Consider the following 25224-nt stretch of genomic DNA (forward strand, 5'->3'; position numbering starts at 1 on the left):
TGCATGGAGCTTGTTCTTTGAAAACTAGATATCGAAACGAAAATTGCGAATTAGAACATTCCTTTTAGCTGAACTTGTGTTAAACAAGTTTCAAATATTAGCGAAAACTGCTTTGCGATGGTATCGAATGGGAACGGCTTTTGGATTTGCACAAGCAAACCAAGGGAAGTGAGAAGTCGAAACCGGAGCAATTGGTTAAGCTACTAAGAGCACACGGAGGATGCCTAGGCGCTAGGAGCCGATGAAGGACGTGGCGAACAACGATACTGCCTCGGGGAGCTGTAAGCAAGCTTTGATCCGGGGATGTCCGAATGGGGAAACCCAGCTGGGGTAATATCCAGTTACTCATAACTGAATACATAGGTTATGTAGAGGCATACCAGGGGAACTGAAACATCTAAGTACCTTGAGGAAGAGAAAACAATAGTGATTCCGTCAGTAGCGGCGAGCGAACGCGGAGAAGCCCAAACCAGAGAGCTTGCTCTCTGGGGTTGTGGGACGTCTCACATGGAGTTACAAAGGAGCCGGTTAAACGAAGAGGTCTGGAAAGGCCCGCCAAAGAAGGTAAAAGCCCTGTAATTGAAAGTCTGCTCTCTCCGAGACGGATCCCGAGTAGTGCGGGGCACGTGAAACCCCGTATGAATCCGGCAGGACCATCTGCCAAGGCTAAATACTTCCTAGCGACCGATAGTGAAGCAGTACCGTGAGGGAAAGGTGAAAAGCACCCCGGAAGGGGAGTGAAATAGAACCTGAAACCGTGTGCTTACAAGAAGTCAGAGCCCATTTTAGGGGTGATGGCGTGCCTTTTGTAGAATGAACCGGCGAGTTACGTTCCCGTGCAAGGTTAAGGTGAAGAGCCGGAGCCGCAGCGAAAGCGAGTCTGAATAGGGCGACATAGTACGTGGACGTAGACCCGAAACCGGGTGATCTACCCCTGTCCAGGGTGAAGGTGCGGTAACACGCACTGGAGGCCCGAACCCACGCACGTTGAAAAGTGCGGGGATGAGGTGGGGGTAGCGGAGAAATTCCAATCGAACTCGGAGATAGCTGGTTCTCCCCGAAATAGCTTTAGGGCTAGCCTCGGAAAACAGAGTCGTGGAGGTAGAGCACTGATTGGGTGCGGGGCCCGCAAGGGTTACCAAGCTCAGTCAAACTCCGAATGCCATAGACTTACTTCCGGGAGTCAGACAGTGAGTGCTAAGATCCATTGTCAAAAGGGAAACAGCCCAGACCATCAGCTAAGGTCCCCAAGTGTGTGTTAAGTGGGAAAGGATGTGGAGTTGCACAGACAACCAGGATGTTGGCTTAGAAGCAGCCACCATTGAAAGAGTGCGTAATAGCTCACTGGTCGAGTGACTCTGCGCCGAAAATGTAACGGGGCTAAACACACCACCGAAGCTATGGCTTGATGCTTTGCATCAGGGGTAGGGGAGCGTTGTATAAGGGTTGAAGGTGTACCGTAAGGAGCGCTGGACATTATACAAGTGAGAATGCCGGTATGAGTAACGAAAAGATCAGTGAGAATCTGATCCGCCGAAAGCCTAAGGGTTCCTGAGGAAGGCTCGTCCGCTCAGGGTAAGTCGGGACCTAAGGCGAGGCCGAAAGGCGTAGTCGAAGGACAACAGGTCGAAATTCCTGTACCACCGTAAATCGTTACGAGCGATGGGGGGACGCAGTAGGGTAGTGACGCAGACTGATGGATGTCTGTCCAAGCAGTGAGGCTGATGTGTAGGCAAATCCGCACATCATTAAGGCTGAGCTGTGATGGGGAGTGAAAATTACAGTAGCGAAGGTCATGATCTCACACTGCCAAGAAAAGCCTCTAGCCAGATGAAGGTGCCCGTACCGCAAACCGACACAGGTAGGCGAGAAGAGAATTCTAAGGCGCGCGGAAGAACTCTCGTTAAGGAACTCGGCAAAATGACCCCGTAACTTCGGGAGAAGGGGTGCCCCGGTAGTGTGAATAGCACGAGGGGGCCGCAGTGAAAAGGCCCAAGCGACTGTTTAGCAAAAACACAGGTCTGTGCGAAGCCGTAAGGCGAAGTATACGGGCTGACGCCTGCCCGGTGCTGGAAGGTTAAGGGGAGCGGTTAGGGAGTAATCCCGAAGCTGTGAACCGAAGCCCCAGTAAACGGCGGCCGTAACTATAACGGTCCTAAGGTAGCGAAATTCCTTGTCAGGTAAATTCTGACCCGCACGAATGGCGTAACGACTTGGGCGCTGTCTCAACGAGAGATCCGGTGAAATTTTAATACCTGTGAAGATGCAGGTTACCCGCGACAAGACGGAAAGACCCCATGGAGCTTTACTGCAGCTTGATATTGAATTTGGGTACGATCTGTACAGGATAGGTGGGAGCCTTTGAAGCATGAGCGCCAGCTTGTGTGGAGGCACCGTTGGGATACCACCCTGATCGTATCTAGGTTCTAACCTGGTGCCCTTAGCGGGTACGGGGACAGTGTCAGGTGGGCAGTTTGACTGGGGCGGTCGCCTCCTAAAGAGTAACGGAGGCGCCCAAAGGTTCCCTCAGAATGGTTGGAAATCATTCGAAGAGTGCAAAGGCATAAGGGAGCTTGACTGCGAGACCTACAAGTCGAGCAGGGACGAAAGTCGGGCTTAGTGATCCGGTGGTACCGCATGGAAGGGCCATCGCTCAACGGATAAAAGCTACCCTGGGGATAACAGGCTTATCTCCCCCAAGAGTCCACATCGACGGGGAGGTTTGGCACCTCGATGTCGGCTCATCGCATCCTGGGGCTGAAGTAGGTCCCAAGGGTTGGGCTGTTCGCCCATTAAAGCGGTACGCGAGCTGGGTTCAGAACGTCGTGAGACAGTTCGGTCCCTATCTGTCGTGGGCGTAGGAAATTTGAGAGGAGCTGTCCTTAGTACGAGAGGACCGGGATGGACGTACCGCTGGTGTACCAGTTGTTCCGCCAGGAGCACCGCTGGGTAGCTATGTACGGACGGGATAAGCGCTGAAAGCATCTAAGCGTGAAGCCCCCCTCAAGATGAGATTTCCCAGTATGTAAGACCCCTTGAAGACGACGAGGTAGATAGGCTGGGGGTGGAAGTGCAGTAATGCATGGAGCTGACCAGTACTAATCGGTCGAGGGCTTATCCAAATTGCAGGTTTTGATTGCAAGTTTCGTTTCGGATCTAGTTTTCAGAGAATAATCTCTGAGTGTATAGCAGCATCGTTTGGTGGCGATAGCGGAGGGGTTCCACACGTACCCATCCCGAACACGACCGTTAAGCCCTCTAGCGCCGATGGTACTTGGACCGAAGGGTCCTGGGAGAGTAGGACGCTGCCAAGCGAGACCCCACTGGGGTATTTTTTTTGGCTCATTTGAGTCAAAAGCTCAGTTAGTAGATTTTACAGCTTCTTGTTTGTTGAGAGCTATTAAGGCCCGTTGGTCAAGGGGTTAAGACACCTCCCTTTCACGGAGGTAACAGGGGTTCGAATCCCCTACGGGTCATAACTTTACTTCTTAAAGCAACAAGGGATGAGAATCCCAAAGGTTCGTCGGAGGATCATCATCGTTAGCAACTGCTACGCAGTCTCGAGCGAAGTGAGAGTATCCCCTACGGGTCATAGATACGGAGGCTTAGCTCAGCTGGGAGAGCATCTGCCTTACAAGCAGAGGGTCGGGGGTTCGAGCCCCTCAGCCTCCACCATTTTAGGGGCATAGTTTAAAGGTAGAACAACGGTCTCCAAAACCGTTGGTGTGGGTTCAATTCCTGCTGCCCCTGCCATTTTATTATGAGCCATTAGCTCAGTTGGTAGAGCACCTGACTTTTAATCAGGGTGTCGAAGGTTCGAGCCCTTCATGGCTCATTGTTTTTGTACATGTTGGGGGATTATTCATCCCGCGTGTAACTTCTAAAATCATCAAAATGTACCATAGTTATAAGCTATACTGACGATGGTGCCTGCTGAATATCAAAAACCCTTGAGTATTCCTCAAGGGTTTTTCGTATTTTCTCAAACTCTACGGAGTAAAATTAAATGATAACTCACTACACTTTAGTTTATTAAGCTAACGAGCAGTACAACAGAATAAAGAATACAGGGATTATTATTCTTTACTATGTATAATTATGCTATTAAACTAATTGAAGACTTGCATATTAAGTATAATTATTGAAAGGTTGATAAAAATGAATCTAATCTGTGAAACTCGAGTCGTTGCGGATTATTTGACCGTGACTGACGAGGTCAATTATGACCACCCACTGGTTGCTGGACTGGCTTCAGAATTAGCAGCATCATCGGAAGATCAGGTGGATTATATCAAACAGTCATATATGTATGTCAGAGATCAAATTGCCCATTCCTGGGATATCAAGAGTTCTAGAGTCACATGTTCCGCTTCAGAAACATTGATTTATAAAGAAGGTATCTGCTATGCCAAAGCAAATCTTCTATGTGCCATATTACGGAGAGAGGGAATACCATCTGGCTTCTGTTATCAACGACTTACGATCGGGGACACTCCAGATACGGGCTATTGTATCCATGCATTAAATGCTGTTTATATTCAACATTTAGATTCATGGATCCGATTGGATGCTCGAGGAAACAAGCCTGGAATCCAAGCAGAGTTTTCATTGGATGAAGAAAAACTTGCCTTTACGATCCGAAAAGAGTACGACGAAGCCGAGTATATGACGATATTTAAGTCTCCACATGTTAAGACTATTGAAGCTTTGAAAAATAATACGGACTGCATAAATATGTATTTGTACGGGCTGCCTGAACAACTGTGATTAACGAACTGCGGGGCAATACGGTACAGTTTAGAACTAAGATCAGCATGGGGATAGATAAATTCTAATGCATAACCTAGAAGTACTTTGAGTGAAGAATGGATCAAAATATTATTGAATCTCTATAAAACTCCTTTCAACTATTTTTGAATGGGAGTTTTTTTGTTTTATCAGAAACCCATAACTGATTAAGTACTCATTGATCTACTTAAAAGTAAACTTAGGTAAAATATGCTAAAATAGGAATCATAACTAAAAATAACATGCCTGTAGCTTAGACGTTTCTGCTTTGATCAGGTTGATTAGGAGGAAAAAGTATTGTTCTCAATAGTGTCAATCTTTGCAATTATATTTAACTTGGTGTTATACGGATTGGGCATATACGCTCTAATCCTATTTATAAAACTTGCTCAACGTGGAATCCAAGCATTGGATATCTATCTAAGTGAAAAACGCGGGGGACGCTTCTAATTCTCTCATGAATCAACCAACCACAAGATTATCATTTTTCTCTCAGTGTTTTATTTCTACTGGTTTAGTATGATTAACACATCAATTAAGTAAAGAGAGGGCAAATGACATGGTGGATACTTTCTTAGAACAAATCAACGAGTTGAACGAGCTTCAAAAAGACTTGGTCAGCATACATCCTTTATTTACAGAGCATTATCCTGTGGTTGTTGCATTTGATGCCCTATTATATATGTATGATTATTCGGTAGAGAAAGGGCAATATGAATGGGTGAAAACTGTTCCGGATGATCTTAACATCCCTGACGAGTGTCTGGCAGCCATGCCAGTGCACCATATGAACGAACGAATGTGTGCAATTGTGACAGACTCAGCCTTCCAAAATTTTGAGCAGAAAGTGTTTCTGTTTCACGAGTATGTTCATTGTTATGTCCATGAGAAATATGAGGAGATCGGAAATCGTCTTCCAATTAAACATAGGATGGAGAAAATTAAACGTGTGACATGGGAGTTGGATTACGAATTCCCTTATGAGGATGAGAATGTGGTCCAGTGGATCAATTCACTGTTATCAGCCTTAAAGAGCGGGGATGTAGTCCAGGTACAATCAGCAAGAAAGGCGTTATTCAGCTCTTTAACAGAGGAACAAGGGGAGTACTGGAACTGGCTGGAGTGGAACGAAGGCTATGCGCGATATATCGAGAATCGGATACGAGAAAAATTCGGGCTGGAATTGAATCATTGGGGGGACGCAGCCCCTTATAATCGTCTGGTTTTCTATGAGTGCGGATCGGAGTACATCAGTCTGTTGGTTCGTGAACAGCCGGCTCTTCATACAGATTTGGAACAGTTGTTTAATACAATTCTGTTAGAACGAGTTCAGGGATGAATTTGCTTTTCCTCGGCTAAATGCTGTTAAGTAACGGTTCTTATCGGTTCTATGAGCAGCAGACTCTTATGTAAAGGAGAATATTCCATGCCACTGCCTATGGTTCACTTACATGTCGCTGTGCTATTTGCTGATGCTAATCCAAAACGTGTTGAACGAGGTCCATTCTATCTTGGGAATATTGCACCGGATTCCATTCATATGCGTGAAGGTATAACAAGGGAGGACAAGGAATACACCCACTTCAACCCCAAGGGTGATGAGAATTATGTCGCACGTTTGCAAGAGCTATACTCCGTCTACATTCAACAATGTTCAGATGAGGGCTGGAAGTGGTTTATACGCGGTTATTTCATACATGTCATGACGGATTATTACTGGTTTCGGAGTTTGTATCCTGAATTCGTGGAACGAGTCACCAGCACGGATGAAACCAACGATGTGAAGCGAACCAAGGATGAACTTGGCCGTTTGTACTACCAGGAGACAGATCAGATTGATTTTAACCTCTACCATCATGCCAGTTGGAGTGAGGGCGTATGGCATATGCTTAAGAGCACGCAGAGTTATGATGTCGAGGGACGTTTAACCGCAGAAGAGATTCTCCGCTGGAGGGATCGTACGATTTCATTTTTTAACGAGCCGGCCAATGAGCCCAGAATCGTGCCAACATACTTGACTGATGACTTGGTACAGGCGTTTGTGACCGATACGGTGCAGCGGTTGATCTTGTTATTCCAATCTTGGGACCCTGAGTTGCAGCATCTGAATGTGAACATGGGGAGCTAGAGAGGGGGAGTATCTAATGAAAAAAGGAGCAATCTTCTTATGTTTGTTCGCTGTTTTCCTTGCGAGTTGTACACATACCGATACTTCTGGTGCAGATGAAAATCTTCCCTCGCTCATCACTTTAACCTGTAACCCTGATTACACATTTGAACCCTGCCAAGATATTCAGTTCAATGAGCCAACCGAAGTTCGGGTGATCATGAATGCGATAGGAAACGCGGAACTTTTACCCGGAAATCTTAATTACCTAGCACGATACAAAATGAGTGTAACGAATACGGATCAATCCGTGACCAAATATGATTTTTCTATAGGAACTGATCCTAAAATGAAGGCCCTGTTGGTAGACGGGATAGACACCACCACGGGATATAGCATATCGCTAGAGGATTCAAATCAACTAAGAGCATTAATTGAGAAGCATACCGATTAATCAGACATCATGAAATGGAGAGACCGTTATATATGGATCAACCGACTATCATTCAACCCTTAAATTCAACAGATGTGGAGGGTGCCTACCTGGTGTTTGAACGTTCCATTACGCAGGCGTTTAATCAAGAGGGATTGGGTTCGCTTCAAGATGATATTAAGGATGAAATTCAACACAAAAAGTCGCTGCTTCAATCAACATTGCATCCGGACGAGTATAGTGAGTCTACTGATACCGGGTCTTTTTTTCTGCTGGCTAAACGCGGAAATAGCGTAGTTGGGACGATTTCATATGCGCCCTGCGGCGAGGAGATTCGGATTCTGAGTGAGAATCGACTGAATGATATCGGGGAATTGGGTAGCTTATACATACTGCCGGAAGTTCAAGGTCAGGGAATAGGTTCGATGCTCATTGAGGCGCTCGCAACTGAACTTCAGAAGCGAGGAGTTAAGCAATTTTGCCTGGATAGCGGCTACCGGACCGCGCAGAAGAAGTGGAAGCGAAAGTTTGGAGAACCCTACACCGTGGCGCGCAACTACTGGGGCGAGGGAACGGACCATATGTTGTGGTTATGCAATGTGAATGATTTTGCAGCAAATTAGAAGCCCAAAAGAGATGACAACCTGAACTGCACAGGGGTCATCTCTTTTACTAAGTGGAACATTCAAAATGTGAGGGGGCTTTCTGCTGAGGTTTGCTTTCCTCAGTGTATTCATTCCAATTTACGCAGAAGAGGGGGAAGGACGTTTGATACGAATTGTGTTCTTCGATGTAGACGGTACATTGTTGAGCGAAACAGACCGTAGTTTATCATCAGCTACGGCGGATTCCATTCGCGAATTAATACATAAAGGCATACGGGTGGTGCTTGTCACAGGCAGGCCCTACAGTTTGTGTGAGGAATTCATTGACTTGGGGATTGATACCATTATTTCGGCCAACGGGGCATTGATCAAAATCGGGGATGAGATTATACATAAGTCCGTGCTCTCTGGACAGACGGTCCGGGAATTAAGTGAATTTGCCGAGTTGAACAATCACAGCATTTCTTATTTTACAGAGTCATTTGCGATAAATGGTTTACGTGCCACGGATGTCCGCGTCTTAGATGCCATGCAGGAAACCCTTGGCGTAATGCATCCTCCGCAGAAAATCGAATCTTTGGAGCAGGAAGTGGTTTGCATGTGCTTATATGCGGATGAGCCAGAGGCTGAGAAATTTCAGGCCAGATTTTCTTCATTGCGCTTTGTGAGATTTCATCCGTATGTGTCCAATGTGCTGGAAGAAAACGAAGTATCCAAATCTGCAGCTGCTGCGAGAGTCCTTGACTATCTCCATCTGACCAGAGAGGAAGCCATGGCCTTCGGTGATGGGGAGAATGATATTGATCTGCTTGAGTTTGTAGGCCTCGGGATCGCAATGGGAAACGGGGGAGAACGTCTTAAACAAAGCGCAGATTACGTTACTCTTAGAGCGAGTGAGGACGGGGTCGCCCATGCATTGAAGAAATTTAAGTTGATATGAGCAAGAAGGATTTAATGTAAAATATATCCTTAATATGGATTTTAATATAAAATGGTAGATAAAGAGGTGAGGGAGATCGAAGAATTGATTTTTTTTGTGTGTATCTTGATGATGACAGTCACATTACTTAGCATCGAAGTGAAAACCAAAAAAATAATGCAGGAGCAAGCCCGAATAAATCAGAAGCTGGAGCAATTTCTGGAGAAAGACTCCTGACTGACGAGGAACAGATCCACGTAATTGAAGTCAAAGCTAAGGGGGCAAAAGTACAATGGACCAAATTAAAGCCATTATTTTTGACTTGGACAATACCATTTTGAACAGGACGCGAACTTTCGAGGGATTTACCCAAACCCTATTGAAGACATACTTCGGCCATTTGGAGACTACCGATAATATCAGCCAACGAATTATTGAACTTGATCAGGACGGTTATAAGGACAAACCGCTTCTATTCAATGAATTGCTGCAGGAACTGCCTTGGTCCGTGTACCCGCCGCATGCAGAGCTTATGGAGTTCTATGGCAAGGAGTATGTAAGAAGCGCGGTGCTGATGGAAGAGGCGCGGGAAGTGGTGCAGCAACTCCGAAGCAAATATCGAACGGGATTAATCACCAATGGCAAAACAGATATACAGTATGGAAAAATCGATCAGCTTGGAATTCGGGATGATTTTGACCTGATTATTGTTTCGGAAGAAGCTGGGGTGAAAAAGCCCGATCCGCAGATATTTCGGATAGCACTCGATCATTTCGGTCTGTCTCCCGAGCAGTGCATTTACATAGGAGATCATCCGACGAACGATGTTGAGGGAGCTGCCAATGTAGGGATGAATACCATCTGGATGAAAGTCAACCAGCCTTGGCAGGATAGCATCACGGCCCGTCCCTTGCATTCCATCACGCATCTGCGTGAATTGCTGCCCTTGCTGTAGGGGAGAAATAGTTGTAAAGAGTGAGGATGTGGGCTGCATCCCCACTCTTTTTTAGCATTACCGACCTCAAATTCAAGCATTGTCTATCTAACAAGGTTCAGGCTGTTATGATTCGAGACTTCGAGCGTGTGCTGCGGTTTACAATGGCTTCTTCATAGTCCCTGATCAATCCGTCAAAAACATGTTCCCAGGATCGCTGGAGAGCCAGCTTCCTGCCTTCCAGCCCCATCCTTTGAAGCTGATCCATGTGAGCGCCCCAGAGACATATCTCACGAATCAAGGCCTCGGGATTGCCCGGCTCAAACAAAACACCACTACGGTGATGCACCACCAGATCCTTCACACCTCCAGCATTTGCAGCAAGAACAGGCAGTCCGGAAGCCATCGCTTCCAGCACCACATTTCCAAATGTCTCTGTGCAGGAAGGAAACACAAACCAATCCGACGAAGCATACATAGCAGCAAGCTCTTCGCCATGCACATAACCAGTAAATGTCACATTGGGCGGGCATTGCGAACGCATTTTGGGAAGTAAAGGTCCGTCCCCTACAATGAGCCAATGAACACGGGATTGCATGTGTTCAGGCAGGTTCTGCATGGCAGACGTGAGCGTAGCGATATCCTTTTCTGGGGCAATTCGTCCAACGTAGAGTAAAATAAGAGGGGCTGTTATATTGTAGCGAGTACGAATCGCATCTCTTCGTTTATCTGGTGTATATAGATCACAGTCAATTCCGCGTGACCAGAGCTTAAGACGCTGAATACCTTGCGACTGGAGTGTGTTTAGCGTTTCCAAGGACGGTATCAGGGTGGCATCGGCGGATCGATGGAACCATTTGATGTACTTCCAATAGAGAGGAATCATGCTTTTTAATCGGTAATATTCGAGGTAGCGATCGAAGTGGGTATGGTAGGAGACCACATGTGGCCGCTGATGCTTGAGTGCATACTTGAGACCGAGAAGTCCCATATTGAAAGGTGTAGCGATGTGCAGCAGATCTGGCTCAAAAGCTTGCAGCTGTTGATGGATGGAGGTCCGGTTAGGTAAGGCGATCCTACATTCCGGATACAGAAAAAAGGGGATATTCGCGACCGCTCGTACCGAAGCGGAGTCGCTGCCATCAATGACAGACATCGGAGTAAACAGCAGATGTTCGATACCTCTGCGGTTCATGTGGTTACTCAGGCGGTGCAGTGTACCAGCAACACCATTGGTTTCGGGAATGTAGGTGTCGGTAAACAAGGCCAGGCGCATCATTACCCCTCCCATGACTCTTGATGTGAAGATCATAACAATGGATCGTTTTCCGTAGGTCAAATGAAGGTTAACTTCAAGACGCTCTATGTAAATTTGAAGATAGCCTGTCCAGGAGAAATGATGAATGTATTCAATTAAAATAGGTTATTCTGCTATGATATAAAAGTTCAAGCGACTGAGAGGTTGTTTTGACCGCAAATGGGTCTAGTGTATATAGGAGGAAATGGATGAATACTTTACAGGAAGAATTACAACAATTATTGCCTTTGGATCAGCTTGAAGCCATGTCTGGGGAAGAAGTGGTGGGGAGTGTGGCCATGGATCTATACCGTGCGGAGTTTGCAACCATTCGTGAATGTGGGCCTGAACTTCCGCAGGTTCTGCGTGACGTCATCCTAATTATTGATCTGGATACCGAGCTGTCCATGAACGGCATGTCCGGATTTTTGGAAAATGCAAGCGGAGGGTTCCTGCAGGAAACCATAACAGCGATGCAGCGGATCGGGAACGAGGCTGATGCCGAGATCCTGAAGAGTATCCAGCACGAGTTATCCGGAAGTGGCGTAACTTCCGAGCAACTGAGGCAGAATGTGAATGCATTGTCTGAGCACGACGTAGCCACGTCGCTGAAAACACATGGACCGCATATTCATGAAGTCTTGCAGCGGGTAGAATTGCAAGCCGGAAGCTTGAGCATGCAGGAAGATAATGAAGAAGCATTCGATCTTCTGTATCAATATGTGGACAATAACAAAGACAGCTTAAGACAGGAAATTGAGCAAATCTTAATGAATTAAATTCAGTTCACGGGGAGAGCTGCCATGATTGTGATGATTAACGGAGCGTTTGGTTCGGGGAAGACATCGGCTGCGCATAAGCTGAACTCACTCATGTCGGACAGTATGATCTTTGATCCGGAAGAAGTCGGTTATATGCTGAGAAACGTGATTGTGGACGATGTGAAGCTGGAACATGAGAAAACGGACGATTTTCAGGATATGGAGCTATGGAAAGTCCTTACCGTTCAAGTCGCCCGTGAAATCAAGCAGAAGTATGGCAAACATCTGATCGTGCCAATGACAATCTATAAAACCGAACCATTCGAGTACATCCATCGTGGCCTGCGAGAGATCGATTCTGAGCTGTTTCACTTTACACTGATGACTTCAATGGACACATTACACGAGAGATTGCTAAAACGCGGGGATACGCCCGGCGGGTGGACATTCAGACAAGGGGAGAAGTGTCCTGAAGCTTTCCACGGATCTCGATTTGAAGAATATGTGATGACAGACAGCTTGACCACAGGTGATGTGGTGGATCAACTATTATCCAGATTGATTAATGAAAACACCGTGTATAAGGGGGCCAAATGATGAGGATCAATAGGCGTTTGTGCGTTGAATCATTACTGGTTACACTGTTCATGACTTTGGGTATAATCGGTTGGAAGGTAGCTCGAGGAATGTGGATGACAGCGACTTACGTACCTGAAATGTCACATAGCTATTCATCTGTTGCTAATTTGCAATCCCAAGTTACATTTGGAGCTGTCGTTCGATGGGATGCCGGGTTGATTTTTCTCTATGCCGCTGGTTTTATTCTGTTTGCCGCCGCTTATTATGGAATCCGTTCAGGCCTCATGCGGAGAAAGCAACGTTCTTAGAAGCCGCGTTATCTCGTATTTTCTATACACCAAGGGGCAGCTCTGCTCGTCAGGTCATGACGGCGCAGGCTGCCCATTTTGCTACACCGGCATTAGCTAGGCCAGATGACTATTCAGTCGCTTCCTCAAGAATGCCGGCTGCTGCCTTCTGCCCAGATAACACGGCACCTTCCATCGTGGTAAACATGGGCTGTTTGGTATAATCACCAGCAAGATAGAGCCCACGGATAGGAGTCACCTGTTCGGGACGCTTGCGTTCATTGCCTGGGGCGATTCGATAAAAGTTTTCATTCCCTCGGACAATACGATACTCGGTTACGGATGAAACCCCTTCATGAAGTCCGATGGCAGCAAGGCCTCTCCGAGCCCGATGCCAGACTTCCTCATCTGGCAGATCAATCAGCTCATCCGGGTTAACCATTATGATCGAAGCTCTCCCAGGTCGTCCACGAAACGTAGTGCGGGATTGTTCTCCGAACGAGCCAACATCAGTACCTGGTCCAAATGTTGTCCGGTCTTCGGGCAGAAGAGGGAGTTGCGATTCGAATTGTACCGTAACATGCGGCATCGCATCCAGGGTCAGGAAAGGTTGGAACCATTCATGCTCACTGAAATGCTCTTCAAGCAATTGCTGGGAACGACGTATATTGGCGGCAACAACGATACGATTCGCTTTGATTCGTTCACCATCTTTTAATTCCACACCTTCCAAACCATTCACTCCCACTAACAATCGCGTTACAGGGGCGTTGGTGCGAATGTGCCCTCCTTTTTGCTCGATTGCTGCTGCAAGAGGGGCGCACATCACATCCGTCATGCCCCCGGTGAAGGCACCAATCCGCATTTTATGAATACGCGGGATGCCCGGAAGAAAGAGGCCGAAGAAGGCGTATGCTGAATATTGCTCAAGAGGCATGAAGAAAATGCCGGAAGATAACGGTTCAACGATACGCTCCAGAGCCTGCTCATTTACTCCGTGCTGCTTAGCATAATCAAGCAGCGATATCTCATCCAGTTCCTCAGGCCTAGAGACACAGTCCTTGAACCCTGCAGCCAGAAACGGGACAAGGGAAGCCTTATCGCCAGGTGTAATAAAATCATTGTTGCCTAGTACGCCTGATAATGTTTTAAGTGGAGCATGGATAATGTCCAGTCCAAATTCGCCGTACTCTTCTGCATCAGGATGGCGGACTTGCATGGTTGTTTCCCAAGCCAGCATTTGATCCAGATCTATGCCTGCCCGTTCAAGTAATTTTGGCAATTCTTTATAATATCCGATGAATTTATGAAATCCCGATTCGACTTCCATCCCCCGCTCGTCCCAATTGCCTGTGCGTCCCCCTACATATGGGGCTGCTTCGACAATCAGCACGGGCTTTCCCTGGTCCACAAGTTCAAAGGCACAGCTTAAACCAGCCAGGCCTGCGCCAATGATAATCGTTCGTTCTTCGTTTTTTTTCTGATTTTCATGTAGTGCACTCAAATGGAATTCGCCTCCTCTGTTTCTATTTAATATACCCATTATTTCCAGCAGACAAGCTGGATAAGTAGATCCCGTAAGAGGCTATTTATAAATCAAATCAACAAATGCAAGAAAAACAGCCCACTGACCGCATGAAATGCAGCCTGAGAGCTGTTGATTTACTACAAGAATTGAATTTATAGATGCTTGGAAATGACTTCTTCAAGACCTTGGGCTACAGAGTGAGCTCCTCGCTCCAAATGTCTGTCATACAGATGCAGACGCACGAAGCTTTCATCCGTGCCCATCGCTTCCGCAAAAATGCCGCCAAGACCACGAGCTCTTCGGTCGATCTGCAGCAGCAATTCCATGGAGTCGCCCATCGGATAGAACAGCACTTCGAGTTCATCCAGATATCCACGGAACTTGTTCGTTGGCACAAACTCAAACTCCTGTACAAATGGCAGATTGCCGCCAAGTTTTGGAGCATAATCATTGGTCACTTCGCGCAGCCGAAAACCAAGGATGTCGATGGCATCCAGCACGGTACGCATATTCTGAGTGGGCACAACGCGAAGTCTGTCCCGATCTGAAGGGTCAACGGCACTTGAAATATCCAGGCCGGTCTCTACCCAAACCTCTGCGCTATGGAGCGTAATTGGAAGGTTTTCTGGCAGGTCGAACGAGAATTTCTTCTCAAGCTTCGTCCCAGGTTGAAGTGTAAATCCTTCGGTCAGCAAATATTTGGCGACCACAGCTGTTTCCTTTACTTTGCGATCATCACGTTCCCTTATGTAATGCGTGTTGATGGTCAGATAGATCCGGTCCACGTTTTGTTCCACATCTCCAGCTTGAATATAGACGGTTCCCGAAAGGACTCCTCCTGGCTCGACCTCTGGTGTATCAAGTTCCGTGTTGACCTTCGCTGCTCCAACACCTACACTGGCTAACATTTTCTTGAAAAAAGACATCCGTTCAACCTCCAGATCATAATGGTTTATACATGGAAAATAATTCGACTTCGACCTTAATACGGAATCGATGAGATAGTCGTTTCAAATTTGTCGTGAATGGTTGTTGAGAACGAACAAAGCACTCGCTTAGCCAAAAATAAGATAGTGAAAAGACAGGAGAAATGGACTCCAGTTGTCGAATATTGTTTAATTAGGGATTTCCTTCTGGAAGGAGATGTAACGATGGGAATGGATTGGTACGATATGATCGCCCTGCGAAACGGAGGGTATAAGGGGAGATCTACATATACCTGGGAAGGTCAATCGGCGGAAGACATTTTTGAAGAACGGTTGATCCGGTTGCTCTCTCAGCATCAATCCGTGCTCGATGCGGGCTGTGGTGATGGTGATTTTACACTGAGAATGTCTGCACATACCCGTCATATTACGGGTTTTGATAACTCTAAGGAGTTGCTGCATATCGCACAGGCTGCGCTTGAAGCGGCAAGCGTAGTGAACAATGTTGAGTTTGTGTATGCCACAACGAAGACCGAAGTCCCTTTTGAAAATGGACAGTTTGATCTGATCTATGATCGCAGAGGGCCTACTTCCATCATTGAACATGGAAGAGTGCTGCGGAGTGGCGGTATGATCTTCGGCATACATACAGACGTAAGCAAGGTGAAGGAACGATTGCTGCGCAACTGTTACGAGCAGATCGAGATTGAGGCGTTCAATGAGGCGTTCATGATTTTCCCGAATGAACAGGAATTTGCACTCTTTCTCTCCGATGTTCCAGGCAATCCAGATTACACACTGCCCGAGTATCGCGAACAATTACAGGTGAAAATCCAGGAGCATCACATGAACGGAAGAATTGCTGTGCGAGAGCTCAAGTACATCTGGAAGGCTATAAAAACCGCCACATAACAACAATTTATCGCTTGGGGGTGCAACGATATGAAAAAAGGCAGCTAAGCAGTCAGGGGGATGGACCAATGCGAAAACGAACCATATTTTGGATCACGGGGATCGCTATTGTAGTTGTTGTGATCCTGCTTACCTACAACAACTTGGTCCCCAGTCTGAAGGAGCAGAATGTCAGCATGAAAGGCACCATTCGTCAGGTCGATACGGATAAGTTTGAGGTGGATATGCAGATCACCCGTACCAGAGAAGACAATGGTATTCACATGGTATACCCCGTGATTTTCGGTTGGGGCAATCTGTCTTTCAATGAGGAACTGAACGATTCATATTTCAGACCTTCTTCCGTGGGGACTTCAGGCGAATTGGAACAGCTCGTTCAACAAGCATTGCAGGATGAGGGGATTAATACGAGTAACGTAAATGGGCATTTCGCGGGATTCTCCATACCTGATGAAGCAGGTACTTACAGAGTGCGTTTCTCGATCTCTCCTTTGAGTGAAAATGTTCATTCACTAGATGATCCCAAGATCTATTATGTGCATCAAGAGAAGGTACTCGGAAAAAATCTAAATTGGGTCAAGAAGGAGCGCATGGTGATGATTAAGGAGAATTTGGAGTGAAGTCAATATACCGATCCAATGAGATTACCGTACGATTGTTGCAAAAAGCAGACGAAGTTCATCTCGTTCAGTGGCTGTCTGACCCGGCAGTACTGCAATATTACGAGGGCCGTGATCAGCCGCATGATCTGGAGCGAGTAAGAGAACATTTTTACAGACAGGAGGATGCCACGAGTCGTTGCCTGATTGAGGTGGAAGGTAAGCCTATAGGCTATATTCAATTCTATGAGCTTGAAGAAGATGAACGAAATGAATACGGCTATGGAGATACGGATGAGATAATCTATGGAACAGATCAATTCATAGGCGATGTAGCGTACTGGAATAGAGGTATGGGCACAAAACTTGTGCAATCTATGGTAGCCTATTTAACAGATGAGAAGCTGGCTCGGAAAGTAGTCATGGATCCTCAGACATGGAACGTACGGGCCATCGCTTGTTATGAGAAATGCGGTTTTAGAAAAATCAAACTGTTGAGGGAACATGAGCTGCACGAGGGCCAGATGAGAGACTGTTGGTTGATGGAATATGACAAGGAGGAATGGAGAATGGATTTGCGTTATCCGATAGGCACATTCGAACATACCGGCGAAATTACAGCCGCACAGAGGGAGCAGTGGATTCAGGATATTGCCGAGCTTCCAGAGCGTGCAAGAGAAGCTGTAAAAGGATTAAGTGACGAGCAATTAATTCTGCCCTACCGGGAAGGTGGGTGGATGCTCAAACAGGTTATACACCATATGGCAGACAGTCACATGAACAGCATGATCCGTTTCAAATTGGCTCTCACCGAGGATACACCAACGATAAGACCTTATTATGAAGAGCGTTGGGCAGAGCTAAACGATTCAAGGGATTTGGATATTGAGTTCTCCCTACAAATACTGGATGCGCTCCATCGACGCTGGGTTGCACTGCTGCAAACATTATCCGATGAGGATTATGCTAAACAATTCTATCATCCGGGTTCGCAGGAAACGACGAGACTGGATTACAACCTGGGGGTTTACTCCTGGCATGGCAGACACCATGTAGCCCATATCACTTCGCTGAGAAAAAGGCTGGGGATCTAACAGAGAGGTGCAGCTATTGTGAAAGAGCCGAAATGGTTTTATTTAAATGAAATGGAGCAGCCTGAACGAGGAATTGCATTCGTGATTATGGTTACACAGTTTCAGGAGAAATACGTCATTGTTTACAACAATAAACGCAAAGGATGGGAGTTTCCGGGGGGCACTTGTGAACCAGGTGAAACTCCGCAGAACGCTGCAGGCAGGGAACTCTACGAAGAGACAGGAGCAATAAGGTTCAATCTTGAGCCTTTTGGTATTTACAAAATGAATGAGAACCTCGGTATGGTTTATTATGCCTCTGTTGACGAGTTCAACTCCATGTCTTTTGAGCTTCCGAATCATGAAATTGGAGGGCTAAAATTGGTGGATGCCTTGCCTTCGGGCATGAGCTTTGGAGAAATGTTCTATACTTTTTTGGATCAATGGACAGCGTACCCCTCTAAGGGAACTATCCAGTATGATATGGATTTAACGGGTGCGTTACTAAAATCTAAACGATGTTGTAAGGGAGAGACAAGATGAACATACATATTCGAACGTTGAATGAGGATGATCCAGCCTTAATCTCTCGTGCCTTTCAGGAACAAGGCTGGGACAAACCTGTCGAACAGTACCTTCACTACCTGGCAGAACAGGAAGAGGGTAAACGCGTCACCTTGATCGCCGAGCTGGATGGAGCATTTGCGGGGTACGTCAACATCCTATGGAGTTCATCCTACCCATCGTTCAAGGAGCAGGGAATTCCAGAAATTAATGATTTCAATGTGCTGATCCAATATCAGCGTCAAGGCATAGGTTCACGATTAATGGATCGCGCGGAGGAATTGATTCAAGAGCGCACGGATACTGCAGGGATTGGGGTTGGCGTATTCACCGATTATGGCAAAGCCCAGATCCTGTATGCGCGCCGCGGATATATCCCGGATGGCAAGGGAATTCACAAGCATGATCGGTACCTTATGCCAGGGGATGAAACCATCATTGATGATGACGTCGTACTTTATTTAACGAAGAAATTGAGGACAGTTTAGAATTAATAATATATATTTGAGCGTGGCAGTAAAACAGGGCTTGAGCAGAGGTTTTTCTCCTGCGATAAGTTCTGTTTTTTGATTCATATTAACTGGTTTTATCTATGGAAACGCACAAGAAAAATAGAGATATATTCGGCAAAAATGGTATAATATAGTGTAGGCTTTTTGAAGCAATATGACGCGTTAAAAGGGCTGGATATCAACGGGTTTGCATGGATAACTAACGATTAGTTTCATACATAATAGAGATCAGGCAGGAACACCTTTGGAGGGATTTGAGGAGGGATATTGCGTTGGAGAAGACGATTAAAAATGTACAGGATCTGTATGATATGCTGGATGCAGAGTTTAGATCAGCGAAGCAATTCTGGGAGCCATTCTATGAAGATCGGGATCGTCCGATTCCCTTTTTCCCTAACAAGCCTGATGAGAATCTGGTTGAGCAAGTGAATTCGGGCTTACTTACCGGCGGAAAAGCAATGGAGCTTGGGTGCGGACCCGGGCGAAATGCCCTCTATTTGACACAGGCAGGGTACAGCGTCGATGCGTATGACCTTTCCGAAACAGCGATTGCATGGGCCAAGGAACGAGCTGGCGAAATGCAGTTGGATGTGAACTTTGAATGCCGATCCGTATTTGAACTAGAACCGCAGCAGGCGTATGACCTTGTCTATGATTCCGGCTGCTTGCACCACTTGCTGCCACACCAGCGTATCCCTTACATTCAGATGATTACCAATGCACTCAAGCCTGGGGGCTATTTTGGCATGACGTGTTTTGCTCCAGGTTTTGGAGGGTTGGGCGGACCTGAGACCGTGATGAACGACTGGGAAGTGTATCAAGAGCGATCGATGAAAGGTGGACTGGCTTTTACAGAGGAGAAGCTTCGTTATTTGCTGGAAGATCCGTTTGAATGCGTAGAGCTGCGCCCGATGCAGGCGATGGGTAAGGAAGATCATCGTTTCGGCCTGCCCATCCTGTGGGTGACGTTATGGAGAAAACCACTTACTGATAAAAAAAAGGAGGACTAAGCATGGGGAACAAGGGGTTTATTATTACTGGTACGTCCAAGGGGATTGGCTTGCAACTGGCTCAGTTGCTACTGGAACAGGGAGACCGGGTCTATGGCGTTTCAAGGGAGACTGCTGAGCTTCTGCATGGCCATGACCTGTATAAGCATTTTAAGTATGATCTGAGTGATCTGATGGGTATAGAGATGTTGGTGACACGAATACTGGAGCATATTCCTTTACAGGAAACCGAGTTCATAGGACTTATTAATAATGCAGCAATGCTGGAACCCTTGAAACCGATAGATCAGTGCAATGCAGAAGAGATAAGCAAAAATTTGAATATTAGTTTGGGAGCCCCGGTGATGTTGAGTTCTTCTTTTATACGGCAAACTAATCATCTTGCTGCACGGCGGAAAATTGTGAATCTGACCTCGGGTTCAGGTAGTTACCCGGCACCCTCCATGTCTGCATACTGTACTTCAAAAGCTGGAATTAACATGTTTTCGGCGTGTGTGGCGATGGAACAGTCTGAGAAGATGAACCCTGTAGAGGTCATAGCGTTCGATCCTGGCATGGTAGATACAGAATTACAGGCTGTGGCAAGAGGCAAGAGTGCAGATGAATTTGTGCTATCTGGTCTATTTAATCAAGTATATGAAGCGAAGCAATTAAGGTCGCCACGGGAGGTAGCCAAGCAGCTCATTGAACGGATCGAAGAGATCAGTGATACAAACAAAGTCATACATACCATGGAGAGCTAGCATGACCCAGTACGTTTTCTCGATTTTACTGCAACATGTTAAGATCCCTTTGATCTAACTTCAACTTCGCTGTAAACTGACAACATACTGAGATGGGATTAGTTCATTTGTAATTAACTTATTCCAGCCTTAGAAGAACGGAAATGTGGTGAAGGAACTTGTTTAAAATTATGCTCATTGAGGACGATGAATCCTTATTCAGCGAGATCAAGGAAAGGCTGTCCCAATGGTCTTATGACATATATGGCATACAGGATTTCGGCAAAGTCATGCAGGAGTATAGTGACGTTCAGCCGCAGCTGGTCATCATTGATATACAATTGCCCAAATATGACGGTTTTCACTGGTGCCGGATGATTCGTGCTCACTCGAACGTGCCCATTATTTTTTTGTCTTCACGGGATCATCCTACGGATATGGTCATGTCTATGCATCTGGGCGCGGATGATTTTATCCAGAAGCCCTTCCATTTCGACGTCTTGATCGCCAAAGTCCAGGCCACATTGCGGAGGGTGTATAACTACAACACGGAACGCATCGAACTTCGAACCTGGCGCGGGGCTGCGATAGAGTATGTGAAAAATACACTTACGCTGGGTTCTGAAGCGGTTCTTTTGACCAAAAACGAGATGTTTATTCTCAAAGTGCTGGTAGAGCACAAAAATCAGATTGTCACCCGTGAGGAAATGATTCGAAGCTTGTGGGATCATGAACACTTTGTGAGTGATAACACGTTGACGGTCAACGTCAATCGGCTTCGCAAGAAGCTCGAGCCGCTTGGGCTGGATGGATATATCGAAACCAAAGTGGGACAGGGATATATGGCAACGGAAGAGGCCGAAGCGTGATCGGCAAATACATCAGAGAGAAGCTCAGCTGGATCTTGCTGCTGGTAGCCATACAGCTCATCATTTTGTTTGTTGCCTATATGGATTCTTCCATCCCTCTTCAATCCTTGGCATACGTTGTTATCTTGAATGTGGTGATTTGCATTGTGTTTATCTGGGCGAGATATCCGAGGGAAACCCGTTTTTATAAAAAACTAACGACCTGGGACCATACCTATGATCTGACAGATCTGGATTCAGCCGAAAGTCCCTATGAGCTTATCGTGCAGGATGCCGTAACCTCTCAGACTGAGCGCTATCGGAAGGAATCCTCATCCAGTCTGATTCTGCTCGAGCAGGAGAAGGACCAGATGTTATCCTGGATCCATGAGGTGAAGACACCGCTCACGGCGCTGCAGTTAATGATTGAGCGTACCCCGGATGAGAAATTGCGGAATCAGATGACGTACGAGTGGCTGCGAATTCACCAACTGCTCGATCAACAGCTGCATCAGAAGCGAATTCCATTTATGCATAACGATCTCTATATCGAAGAGACGGAGCTTGAACCAATTTTGAATGCAGAGATTCGAGCCTTGAAATCCTGGTGCATTTCCAAAGGCATTGGTTTCGATGTATCTCTAGGTGTTACGCGTGTTTTGACCGACAGTAAATGGCTGAGTTTTATGATAAGGCAGCTGCTAAGCAATGCGGTGAAATACAGTGAATCCTCGGATATTATCATCGAAAGCTGGGAGCAGGAAGGACATCACGTTCTCTCGATTCAGGATCACGGGCGAGGGATTGAAGCGCAGGATTTACCCCGTATCTTCGATAAAGGTTTCACCTCAACTCGAGGCAGGCTGGAAGGTGCGGCTACCGGTATGGGGCTGTACCTAACCCGGCAGGTGGCACAAACGCTTCATATGGACATTCACGTCGAGTCTGCTCCCGGCGAAGGCACAACCGTTAAATTAACCTTCCCCCGGAAAAACGACATGGTGCATCTTACGGGCGTGTGACAACAATGTCACATGCTTTTTCGTTTTGTTCGGTGAATCGCACGATAAGTTGGCAGATCCCGCCTATGATAGAGACATACCAAAGGAGAGTGTGTGGGATATGTGGATACTGGAAGCCAAAAAAATTAGCAAAGTATATGGCAACAAACTGAATAAGCAGGAAGTGCTGAAAGGGATAGATCTCGGGGTTGGCAGAGGAGAATTTGTAGGCATCATGGGACCGTCGGGTTCAGGGAAAACGACATTACTTAATGTGCTCTCTTCGATAGACCGGGTAAGTCAGGGGTCCATTGAGATTGAAGGCAAGGAGTTCACCGGGATGAAGGAGAAGCAGCTTGCTGAATTCCGCAAACATCATCTTGGTTTTATTTTTCAAGAATATAACTTGCTTGATACGCTTACCGTGAAGGAAAATGTACTGCTGCCACTTTCCATCACGAGCGTGCCGAAGCAGGAAGCACATCGGAAGTTCGAACAAATTGCCCGTGAACTGGGCATCTATGAACTAAAAGACAAATACCCATCTGAAATTTCGGGTGGTCAGAAACAGCGGACCTCGGCTGCGCGAGCCTTTGTTCATGATCCGAGCATCATATTTGCCGATGAGCCGACAGGCGCACTGGACTCCAAATCAGCTTCGGATTTGCTTGGCAAATTAAGCGAAATGAATATCAAGCATCAGGCTACCATTGTGATGGTCACTCACGATCCGGTTGCTGCGAGTTATTGCAGCAGGGTGATTTTCATCCGGGACGGGCAGATCTATACTCAATTGAATAAAGGAGACGAGTCCCGTCAGTCCTTCTTCAACGACATTATCAAAACCCAAGGCGTGTTGGGTGGTGTGCAGCAATGAGCTTGCGTTACATCATCTTCCGCAATCTGAGAAAGAACCTGAAAAGTTATTATTTATATGTATTTGCGCTTGTTTTTAGCGTGGCCTTATATTTTTCATTTGTGACGCTGCAGTATGATCCTTCCATGGATGAAGTGGCGGCCTCGACCAAAGGAGCGGCGGCGATTGGTACGTCTTCCGTATTATTGATTGTTATCGTGGGCATTTTCCTGCTCTACGCCAACACCATCTTTATTAAGAGACGCAGCAAGGAGATTGGTTTATTTCAGTTAATTGGGCTGACGAAAGGAAAAATTTTTGGCATTCTGAGTACGGAAAATTGCATTCTCTATTTTGGCTCCATGGCGGTAGGTGTTCTGATCGGTTTCCTTGGTTCCAAGCTGGTGCTGATGATTTTGTTCAAGATCCTTGGCATTGATGCGATGACGAAACTGTATTTCTCTCCGATGGCCTTGGTCCAGACCCTGATTGTGTTTGCTGTGCTGTATTTGCTTATCATGCTGATGAATTATACCTTTATCAAGGCGCAGAGTATTCTCTCGCTTTTCCGGGTAACGGCTAAGGCTGAGCAGCAGGTACAGAAGATGTCTATCGCACAGATCATCATCGGCATCCTGGGTATTGTCCTGATCGTGTTCGGATACGTATTATCCGCAAGGATGTTCAGCGGCCAAGCACTGGATATGCAGCAGCTGATGTATATGATGCTCCTGATCCTATTTTCGGTCATCCTGGGGACGTATCTGTTCTACAAGGGTTCAGTCAGTTTTATATTTAATCTGATTCGCAAAAGCAAAAACGGTTACCTTTCCATCCATGAAGTCTTGTCGCTATCCTCCATCATGTTCCGTATGAAGTCGAATGCGCTGCTGCTCACGATTATTACGACGGTGTCCGCACTTGCCATCGGCATGCTGTCACTGAGTTATATTTCATACTATTCGGCTGAAGCCCAAGCGAAAGAGAGTCTGCCGGAAGATTTCTCTTTTGCTCAGGCAAGTGTAAAAAATCGGTTTGTAGCAGAGCTTGAGGAGAAACAGATTCCATACGAGGAGAAGCACAGACAGCCCATTTATATTGAAATCGATGCCAGCGAAGTAATGGACGATTCATTGAAAGGAGAGCTTCTGTTCAGCAGCGTGGTCAGTGACAGCATGGTCGATGACATGGATCTGAAGCCCGGTGAAGTGATCTTTATGGGGTATGGCAATGTTGTTAAGCAGATGATTTCCATTCAGGAAAAGGGGTCAATCGTTCTGCATGGCTTGAAGCAAACCTTAGATCAACAGTTGGTCGGTACAACCAAACAGGGAGTCCTTCCCGTATACTATACCAAGGGGACACCCGTAGCTGTGGTGGATGACACGGTTTATCAGCAGCTTCAGAAGGATCTTGATCCTTCATTGCAAGAAGACGAGCCGACGGACTATTATGGTGTGCGCATTATGAATGAGGAACAAGCAGAAGAGGCTTATGGCGTTTTCCAAGCACAGCAGCTTACGGCCCCAAGCTTCTCGCAGATCGAGTTCAGAAATAACCAACGCACCAGTATGGGGCTGATCATGTTCATTGTCGGTTTCCTTGGTCTGACCTTCCTGATTACTTCTGGATGTATCTTATACTTTAAACAAATGAATGAAAGTGAAGAAGAAAAACCGAGCTATACCATCCTGCGCAAGCTCGGATTCACACAGGGCATTCTGCTGCACGGCATTCAACTCAAGCAGGTCTTCAATTTCGGAATTCCGCTGGTGGTGGGATTGTGTCATAGCTATTTTGCGGTGAAATCCGGGTGGTTCTTCTTCGGTACGGAACTGGTGACACCAACAATCATTGTCATGATTCTGTATACACTGCTGTATTCCATCTTTGGACTGTTATCGGTGTGGTATTACAAGCGGGTTATTAAGGAAGCGTTGTAGATCGGAATGAATGATGTGGC

At 46.4% G+C, this 25224-nt stretch carries 24 protein-coding genes, 4 tRNA genes, 2 rRNA genes and 1 pseudogene; 28 read left to right on the forward strand and 3 right to left on the reverse strand.

The window, feature by feature from the left end:
• Positions 1–193 precede the first annotated feature (193 nt).
• From MHB82_RS08250 to MHB82_RS08310, 13 genes are all read left to right on the forward strand, one after another.
• Positions 194–3122, forward strand: a 23S ribosomal RNA gene (locus tag MHB82_RS08250).
• A gap of 75 nt (positions 3123–3197) precedes the next feature.
• Positions 3198–3314, forward strand: a 5S ribosomal RNA gene (gene rrf, locus MHB82_RS08255).
• A gap of 90 nt (positions 3315–3404) precedes the next feature.
• Positions 3405–3476 (forward strand) — tRNA-Glu (locus MHB82_RS08260).
• Positions 3477–3599: 123 nt separating this feature from the next.
• A tRNA-Val gene (locus MHB82_RS08265) sits at positions 3600–3675 on the forward strand.
• Between the two features lie 4 nt (positions 3676–3679).
• A tRNA-Trp gene (locus MHB82_RS08270) sits at positions 3680–3753 on the forward strand.
• Between the two features lie 9 nt (positions 3754–3762).
• Positions 3763–3835, forward strand: a tRNA-Lys gene (locus MHB82_RS08275).
• A gap of 323 nt (positions 3836–4158) precedes the next feature.
• Positions 4159–4767 carry a transglutaminase-like domain-containing protein gene (locus MHB82_RS08280; RefSeq protein WP_341174415.1) on the forward strand — a complete coding sequence of 203 codons (609 nt, stop codon included), beginning with the start codon at positions 4159–4161 and terminating at the stop codon, positions 4765–4767.
• A gap of 580 nt (positions 4768–5347) precedes the next feature.
• On the forward strand, positions 5348–6127 hold the full coding sequence (locus MHB82_RS08285; RefSeq protein ID WP_341174416.1) for a hypothetical protein: 780 nt from the start codon (positions 5348–5350) through the stop codon (positions 6125–6127).
• An 87-nt stretch (positions 6128–6214) separates the two neighbouring features.
• Entirely contained in the window at positions 6215–6916 is a 702-nt protein-coding gene (locus MHB82_RS08290; protein WP_341174417.1) for a hypothetical protein, read from the forward strand.
• Between the two features lie 16 nt (positions 6917–6932).
• Positions 6933–7349 (forward strand): hypothetical protein, encoded by a 417-nt coding sequence (locus tag MHB82_RS08295; protein WP_341174418.1) that lies wholly within the window; start codon positions 6933–6935, stop codon positions 7347–7349.
• A gap of 32 nt (positions 7350–7381) precedes the next feature.
• Positions 7382–7951: a GNAT family N-acetyltransferase gene (locus MHB82_RS08300; RefSeq protein WP_341174419.1), complete on the forward strand. Its 570-nt coding sequence runs from the start codon at positions 7382–7384 to the stop codon at positions 7949–7951.
• Positions 7952–8096: 145 nt separating this feature from the next.
• Positions 8097–8873 (forward strand): Cof-type HAD-IIB family hydrolase, encoded by a 777-nt coding sequence (locus MHB82_RS08305; protein ID WP_341174420.1) that lies wholly within the window; start codon positions 8097–8099, stop codon positions 8871–8873.
• Between the two features lie 271 nt (positions 8874–9144).
• Positions 9145–9807 (forward strand): HAD family hydrolase, encoded by a 663-nt coding sequence (locus MHB82_RS08310; protein WP_110821174.1) that lies wholly within the window; start codon positions 9145–9147, stop codon positions 9805–9807.
• Positions 9808–9904: 97 nt separating this feature from the next.
• Here the strand turns inward: MHB82_RS08310 and MHB82_RS08315 are convergent, their stop codons facing one another.
• Positions 9905–11062 (reverse strand): glycosyltransferase family 4 protein, encoded by a 1158-nt coding sequence (locus MHB82_RS08315; protein ID WP_341174421.1) that lies wholly within the window; start codon positions 11060–11062, stop codon positions 9905–9907.
• Between the two features lie 230 nt (positions 11063–11292).
• Between MHB82_RS08315 and MHB82_RS08320 the strand changes: the two genes are divergently transcribed.
• From MHB82_RS08320 to MHB82_RS08330, 3 genes are read left to right on the forward strand one after another with little or no spacing between them, the layout of a single operon-like run.
• On the forward strand, positions 11293–11862 hold the full coding sequence (locus tag MHB82_RS08320) for a DMP19 family protein (RefSeq protein WP_341174422.1): 570 nt from the start codon (positions 11293–11295) through the stop codon (positions 11860–11862).
• 24 nt (positions 11863–11886) lie between these two features.
• A complete protein-coding gene (locus MHB82_RS08325) occupies positions 11887–12441 on the forward strand; it encodes an AAA family ATPase (RefSeq protein WP_341174423.1) in 555 nt (184 codons plus the stop codon).
• Positions 12441–12731 carry a hypothetical protein gene (locus MHB82_RS08330; RefSeq protein ID WP_341174424.1) on the forward strand — a complete coding sequence of 97 codons (291 nt, stop codon included), beginning with the start codon at positions 12441–12443 and terminating at the stop codon, positions 12729–12731. The genes MHB82_RS08325 and MHB82_RS08330 overlap by 1 nt, the downstream gene beginning before the upstream one ends.
• A gap of 109 nt (positions 12732–12840) precedes the next feature.
• Here MHB82_RS08330 and MHB82_RS08335 read toward each other — a convergent pair whose 3' ends face one another.
• Positions 12841–14214 (reverse strand): hydroxysqualene dehydroxylase, encoded by a 1374-nt coding sequence (locus MHB82_RS08335; protein WP_341174425.1) that lies wholly within the window; start codon positions 14212–14214, stop codon positions 12841–12843.
• A gap of 176 nt (positions 14215–14390) precedes the next feature.
• Positions 14391–15164: a sporulation protein gene (locus MHB82_RS08340; protein ID WP_127539269.1), complete on the reverse strand. Its 774-nt coding sequence runs from the start codon at positions 15162–15164 to the stop codon at positions 14391–14393.
• A 225-nt stretch (positions 15165–15389) separates the two neighbouring features.
• On the opposite strand from MHB82_RS08340, the gene MHB82_RS08345 reads away from it, so the two are divergent.
• From MHB82_RS08345 to MHB82_RS08400, 12 genes and pseudogenes are all read left to right on the forward strand, one after another.
• A complete protein-coding gene (locus MHB82_RS08345; RefSeq protein ID WP_341174426.1) occupies positions 15390–16076 on the forward strand; it encodes a class I SAM-dependent methyltransferase in 687 nt (228 codons plus the stop codon).
• Positions 16077–16144: 68 nt separating this feature from the next.
• Positions 16145–16696: a hypothetical protein gene (locus MHB82_RS08350; protein ID WP_341174427.1), complete on the forward strand. Its 552-nt coding sequence runs from the start codon at positions 16145–16147 to the stop codon at positions 16694–16696.
• Positions 16693–17154 (forward strand): annotated as a pseudogene (locus tag MHB82_RS08355) (GNAT family N-acetyltransferase); the annotation flags it as partial. The gene MHB82_RS08350 and the pseudogene MHB82_RS08355, both read left to right, overlap by 4 nt.
• Positions 17155–17244: 90 nt before the next feature.
• Positions 17245–17769: a YfiT family bacillithiol transferase gene (locus tag MHB82_RS08360; protein ID WP_176476029.1), complete on the forward strand. Its 525-nt coding sequence runs from the start codon at positions 17245–17247 to the stop codon at positions 17767–17769.
• A gap of 18 nt (positions 17770–17787) precedes the next feature.
• Complete coding sequence (locus MHB82_RS08365) at positions 17788–18291, forward strand: NUDIX domain-containing protein (RefSeq protein WP_341174428.1); 504 nt, start codon at positions 17788–17790, stop codon at positions 18289–18291.
• Entirely contained in the window at positions 18288–18800 is a 513-nt protein-coding gene (locus MHB82_RS08370) for a GNAT family N-acetyltransferase (RefSeq protein WP_341174429.1), read from the forward strand. Before MHB82_RS08365 ends, MHB82_RS08370 begins: the two co-directional genes overlap by 4 nt.
• Positions 18801–19096: 296 nt before the next feature.
• Complete coding sequence (locus MHB82_RS08375) at positions 19097–19834, forward strand: class I SAM-dependent methyltransferase (RefSeq protein ID WP_341174430.1); 738 nt, start codon at positions 19097–19099, stop codon at positions 19832–19834.
• Positions 19835–19836: 2 nt separating this feature from the next.
• Entirely contained in the window at positions 19837–20577 is a 741-nt protein-coding gene (locus tag MHB82_RS08380) for an SDR family NAD(P)-dependent oxidoreductase (RefSeq protein ID WP_341174431.1), read from the forward strand.
• A gap of 158 nt (positions 20578–20735) precedes the next feature.
• On the forward strand, positions 20736–21425 hold the full coding sequence (locus tag MHB82_RS08385; protein WP_095359196.1) for a response regulator transcription factor: 690 nt from the start codon (positions 20736–20738) through the stop codon (positions 21423–21425).
• Positions 21422–22426, forward strand: coding sequence for a sensor histidine kinase (locus tag MHB82_RS08390; RefSeq protein WP_341174432.1), 1005 nt, complete (start codon positions 21422–21424; stop codon positions 22424–22426). The genes MHB82_RS08385 and MHB82_RS08390 overlap by 4 nt, the downstream gene beginning before the upstream one ends.
• Before the next feature lie 100 nt (positions 22427–22526).
• Positions 22527–23282 carry an ABC transporter ATP-binding protein gene (locus MHB82_RS08395; protein WP_095288406.1) on the forward strand — a complete coding sequence of 252 codons (756 nt, stop codon included), beginning with the start codon at positions 22527–22529 and terminating at the stop codon, positions 23280–23282.
• On the forward strand, positions 23279–25204 hold the full coding sequence (locus MHB82_RS08400) for an ABC transporter permease (protein ID WP_341174433.1): 1926 nt from the start codon (positions 23279–23281) through the stop codon (positions 25202–25204). The genes MHB82_RS08395 and MHB82_RS08400 overlap by 4 nt, the downstream gene beginning before the upstream one ends.
• The last annotated feature ends 20 nt before the right edge of the window (positions 25205–25224 follow it).

Origin of the sequence: Paenibacillus sp. FSL K6-2862, from assembly GCF_038005125.1 — a bacterium.
GTDB classification, from domain to species: domain Bacteria; phylum Bacillota; class Bacilli; order Paenibacillales; family Paenibacillaceae; genus Paenibacillus; species Paenibacillus illinoisensis_A.

Coding starts and splice junctions, on each gene's coding strand:
- MHB82_RS08345 (WP_341174426.1), top strand. CDS start 15,390: ATGGGAATGGATTGGTACGATATGATCGCCCTGCGAAACGGAGGGTAT.
- MHB82_RS08400 (WP_341174433.1), top strand. CDS start 23,279: ATGAGCTTGCGTTACATCATCTTCCGCAATCTGAGAAAGAACCTGAAA.
- MHB82_RS08350 (WP_341174427.1), top strand. CDS start 16,145: ATGCGAAAACGAACCATATTTTGGATCACGGGGATCGCTATTGTAGTT.
- MHB82_RS08330 (WP_341174424.1), top strand. CDS start 12,441: ATGAGGATCAATAGGCGTTTGTGCGTTGAATCATTACTGGTTACACTG.
- MHB82_RS08380 (WP_341174431.1), top strand. CDS start 19,837: ATGGGGAACAAGGGGTTTATTATTACTGGTACGTCCAAGGGGATTGGC.
- MHB82_RS08290 (WP_341174417.1), top strand. CDS start 6,215: ATGCCACTGCCTATGGTTCACTTACATGTCGCTGTGCTATTTGCTGAT.
- MHB82_RS08370 (WP_341174429.1), top strand. CDS start 18,288: ATGAACATACATATTCGAACGTTGAATGAGGATGATCCAGCCTTAATC.
- MHB82_RS08325 (WP_341174423.1), top strand. CDS start 11,887: ATGATTGTGATGATTAACGGAGCGTTTGGTTCGGGGAAGACATCGGCT.
- MHB82_RS08310 (WP_110821174.1), top strand. CDS start 9,145: ATGGACCAAATTAAAGCCATTATTTTTGACTTGGACAATACCATTTTG.
- MHB82_RS08295 (WP_341174418.1), top strand. CDS start 6,933: ATGAAAAAAGGAGCAATCTTCTTATGTTTGTTCGCTGTTTTCCTTGCG.
- MHB82_RS08340 (WP_127539269.1), bottom strand. CDS start 15,164: ATGTCTTTTTTCAAGAAAATGTTAGCCAGTGTAGGTGTTGGAGCAGCG.
- MHB82_RS08285 (WP_341174416.1), top strand. CDS start 5,348: ATGGTGGATACTTTCTTAGAACAAATCAACGAGTTGAACGAGCTTCAA.
- MHB82_RS08280 (WP_341174415.1), top strand. CDS start 4,159: ATGAATCTAATCTGTGAAACTCGAGTCGTTGCGGATTATTTGACCGTG.
- MHB82_RS08320 (WP_341174422.1), top strand. CDS start 11,293: ATGAATACTTTACAGGAAGAATTACAACAATTATTGCCTTTGGATCAG.
- MHB82_RS08315 (WP_341174421.1), bottom strand. CDS start 11,062: ATGCGCCTGGCCTTGTTTACCGACACCTACATTCCCGAAACCAATGGT.
- MHB82_RS08300 (WP_341174419.1), top strand. CDS start 7,382: ATGGATCAACCGACTATCATTCAACCCTTAAATTCAACAGATGTGGAG.
- MHB82_RS08360 (WP_176476029.1), top strand. CDS start 17,245: ATGGATTTGCGTTATCCGATAGGCACATTCGAACATACCGGCGAAATT.
- MHB82_RS08395 (WP_095288406.1), top strand. CDS start 22,527: ATGTGGATACTGGAAGCCAAAAAAATTAGCAAAGTATATGGCAACAAA.